The following is a 3,419-nucleotide window of genomic DNA, read 5'->3' as shown; positions in this document are numbered from 1 at the left end:
CTCTCGACGCTCTACAGCTGGCAGGCTCGGTTCAAGGCCGAGGGGTTGCTCGGGGCGGAATCAGCGCGCACGAACGTCCGCGCCGATTCCGCCCCGAGCAACCCCTGGCGACCGCCTCTGATCGCGAGCGCTGAGCAGCGTTCGTCGAGACATAGGCTTGCTGGCAGAGTCGGTTTGGCCAAATTTGACCAGATCAGGCCATCTTGCCGGGGGATTCCCATGCAGAACGTTTCCGCCCACGACGCCAAAGCCCGCTTCGGCCAGCTGCTGGATACCGCTCGACGCGAGCCAGTGGTCATCGAGCGACATGGCCGTGCCGTCGCTGTCGTGCTCTCCAAGGAGGAGTACGACGAGCTGAACGACATCAAGCTCCAGCAGCTTCGCGCGGAGATCAACCTCGGGATCGCTGATCTGGAGAGCGGCGCGCATTCAGACGACAAGGCTGATGAGTTGCCGGAACTGGCCGAGCGGATCAAAGCCGCCGGTCGTGAGCGACTCGCGAAAAAGTGATCTATCTTGAAAAATTGCCAGGACGGCAATTTTTCAAGGTCGCTTTGAATGGCTCTGCGCCAACCCGTCGCTGTGGAAAGCGCGCCCGGACAACGCCGACGGACTCTACAGCTACCAGCAGCAAAGCCACGTGATCATCGACTGGATGATCCGGCTGCCGACAGCGGTGGAAGCGGCCTTCCGCGAGTACCTCTACGCGTTCGGGGAGAGCAAGCAGAAGTCATACATGACGAGTGCCGAGCGGGCCGGGATCGAAAAGGGTCTGAAGCAGGGATTGGAGCAGGGACTGCATACTCGCGCATCGTCGCCGAGAGCGGACCCGGAGACCGCCGCCAACATCCGCGAGCGCTTCCTCGCCTTCTGCGAGGAGATGGACATGGCCGCCAGCTATAAGCCCATCCTGCTGCGCTGCCTGCTCGATACCGTCGACGCCGACGGCAGCGTGGCCATCAACTGGCTGACGCCGGCCGTCCGCGACCTTTACCTGGAGCGTAAGGCCGCCGGCCGGCCGGTGGAGAGGCCTCGCGTCCGCATGGCCCATGTCGACGAGCTCACCGATACGGACATCCGGCAACTGATCCTGGCCATGCCGTTCAAGAAGTTCGCGCAGTGCGGGTTCCTGAAGTACGATCAGGGTGCATCAGGCCTGCGGTTTGCCCCGTAGCTTTGGGGGCAGTCCAGAAAGGCAGCTAAGCTCGTCCGCGACTGGACCGCGGATCACCGGCTTGAACTCATGGAAAACTGGCGACGGGCCATCGCGCTGCAACCACTCGAAAGAATTCCTGGAGCGGACAATGATTAAGATCATCAACGCAACGGTCGTAAGCGATACCGCTGTTCATCTTTGCTTTTCAGATGGCTCGGCAGGCGATTACGACCTCAGCGCCCTCATCGCGCGTGATACCGTCATGACCCGACCGCTGCGAGACCCCGAGTTCGTTGCCCGGTGCTTCCTGGAGCTTGGCGCCTTGTGCTGGCCGAACGGACTGGAGCTGAGCGCTGCAAGCCTACAGCGCAAGCTGGCGGAGCAAGGCGCACTGGTGCACTCGAACGCGGCGTAGCGACGCGGACTGCTGCAGCCCAGCGGACAGTCCACCCGTGACGGAGCAGTCTGGCTCTGGGAGCTCGAAGGATCGGGCGACAGCGGCTGGATTCCCGGGGCTGGTCTAATCGATCCCGGATCGGACGACCCCTCGCTTAATTCGCCCACAACTCCGTCGTCAAGATAAGTACACTGTCACCGTACTTCGATGGCGCACTACCTCGCCTTGCTGACACGCAAATATAAATGAAGGACTTTGAATGCATCGCCTCAGCCACATGCGCATCAAGAATTTTCGCGATTGTAAAGATGTTTCGTTGCCGCTGGAGGGCTACACCCCTTGGTCCGGGAAAACAACACCGGTAAGTCTTCCATTATTCAAGCCATCAGTTGGGTGCTGAAGCCCGCAGCGCTTTCGGTAAAAGATCTCCATCGTCCGGACCAGCCGGTGGAAGTGGTAGTCCTCGAATTTTTCGAGGAGCCCTTAAGAAACTACCGGGCAACAGCGTCCTCGTTCATGCAAAAGGGCACCAGGGTCTACCACTGCACATCGTTCATAAGCTGGTAAATTTGCCTGCGTGACATGTGAGACCCCAACCCCCCGAACCGAGGGGCGTCAGGGGATGCGACCGCAATCGGTCGCCAGCGCCGCTGCCAGCACGGCGGCGGAGACCACGGGAACGCCGCCGTAGCGACCACGCTCGAAATCCGAGTCGCCGGTGACGATGGCATCCGGCAACGGCCTGGTGGCGGCAACGGCCAGGAAAGGGGCGTCCTTCGGGTCCCGAATGCGCTCGATGACGGCCCCGGGCGTGACCAGCTCGGCGACCGAGGCGAGCCTTGCGAGTAGGGTCTCGGGTGGGGTCGCTGCGCGTGTCAGGACGCGCTGGAGTCTTGGGCGGGCGAGCACGTCGTGCAGCTCGGCAAGCGTCTCGCTGCTGAACACCGGGGTGATTCTACCTTCAATCACCGCATCGACGATGGTGCCCGGCGCCCCCCGCGGGTTGATCAAGCCGGAGACGAAGACGTTGGTGTCAACGACAACGCGCACGCTCGGCACGGACCTCATCGACGATGGCGCCGATTTCGTCGTCGCTCGGTGTATCCGGCGTCGCCGCGGCCCGGATGCGCTCGACCAGCGCCCGCAGCTCGTCGCGCGCCCGGGCTTGATCGGGGGACTCCACGATGAGGCCACCCTTGATGCGTCGAACGCTCGCCGTCGACCCCAGGCCGCGGAGGTACCGAGGAGGGATCAGCAGCCCCTCCGGCTCGATCTTGATGTCGGTCATTTCGTCGCCTATGCGATGCGCGGCCCTGAATCACCCTGAGTCTAAGGCAAGTGGTGCGATGCCGGTAACTGATTTATGCCCGGCAGCAGCTTCATGTAGCGTCGATGTGGATCTCGACCTCTTCCGCACGCCAGGCCCCGCAACTGAGTGCCTGATCGATATCGGCGGGCTCAAGGTACGGATACAGTTCGAGCACGCCTGCCTTGTCGTCTCCCGTCGCGAGCATGCCGACGATCATGCCGACGGTGACACGCATGCCGCGCATGCAGGGCTTGCCGCCCATGATCGCCGGGTCGAAGGTGACGCGGTCGAGGTGCTTCAGTTCCATGCCTGTGCTCGGTTCGATGGCCTTGCCCGCGGGTTAGCACGGGCGTGATTCGGCCTTGGTCGCGGCGCGGCTTGATCGTCCCGGCGCTGCACGCCGAGACGGGCGACCTTGCGGCGCCGCGCGACCTCATCCCGGAGCCGGCCGCCTGGCCAAGGCACAATTCCCGGGCACCAGGGTCACGGGCACCAGGGTCTCCCACTGCACATCGTTCATAAGCTGGTAAATTTGCCTGCGTGACATGTGAGACCCC

General features: G+C 62.9%; 6 protein-coding genes. 3 read left to right on the top strand and 3 right to left on the bottom strand.

The annotated features are described in order from the left end of the window. The 3 genes from I6U14_RS16520 to I6U14_RS16510 all read left to right on the top strand — a co-directional run. On the top strand, positions 1-510 hold a 510-nt coding region (locus tag I6U14_RS16520), incomplete at its 5' end, for a type II toxin-antitoxin system Phd/YefM family antitoxin (RefSeq protein ID WP_296900704.1). A 130-nt stretch (positions 511-640) separates the two neighbouring features. Then, positions 641-1,174: a hypothetical protein gene (locus I6U14_RS16515; protein ID WP_296900701.1), complete on the top strand. Its 534-nt coding sequence runs from the start codon at positions 641-643 to the stop codon at positions 1,172-1,174. 130 nt (positions 1,175-1,304) lie between these two features. Beyond that, positions 1,305-1,571 carry a DUF2442 domain-containing protein gene (locus I6U14_RS16510; RefSeq protein ID WP_296900699.1) on the top strand — a complete coding sequence of 89 codons (267 nt, stop codon included), beginning with the start codon at positions 1,305-1,307 and terminating at the stop codon, positions 1,569-1,571. A gap of 597 nt (positions 1,572-2,168) precedes the next feature. On the opposite strand, the gene I6U14_RS16505 is transcribed toward I6U14_RS16510, so the two are convergent. The 3 genes from I6U14_RS16505 to I6U14_RS16495 form a co-directional block, all read right to left on the bottom strand. Further along, positions 2,169-2,603, bottom strand: coding sequence for a putative toxin-antitoxin system toxin component, PIN family (locus I6U14_RS16505; protein WP_296900697.1), 435 nt, complete (start codon positions 2,601-2,603; stop codon positions 2,169-2,171). Further along, positions 2,587-2,841 (bottom strand): hypothetical protein, encoded by a 255-nt coding sequence (locus I6U14_RS16500; RefSeq protein WP_296900694.1) that lies wholly within the window; start codon positions 2,839-2,841, stop codon positions 2,587-2,589. The genes I6U14_RS16505 and I6U14_RS16500 overlap by 17 nt, the downstream gene beginning before the upstream one ends. A gap of 91 nt (positions 2,842-2,932) precedes the next feature. Further along, a complete protein-coding gene (locus tag I6U14_RS16495) occupies positions 2,933-3,169 on the bottom strand; it encodes a DUF433 domain-containing protein (RefSeq protein ID WP_296900692.1) in 237 nt (78 codons plus the stop codon). Positions 3,170-3,419: the final 250 nt, after the last annotated feature.

This window comes from Thiohalocapsa sp., from assembly GCF_019695415.1.
In the GTDB taxonomy this organism is placed as follows: domain Bacteria; phylum Pseudomonadota; class Gammaproteobacteria; order Chromatiales; family Chromatiaceae; genus Thiohalocapsa.
Note: the sequence above shows the minus strand (reverse complement) of the source record. Positions and strands in the feature narration are given on the sequence as shown.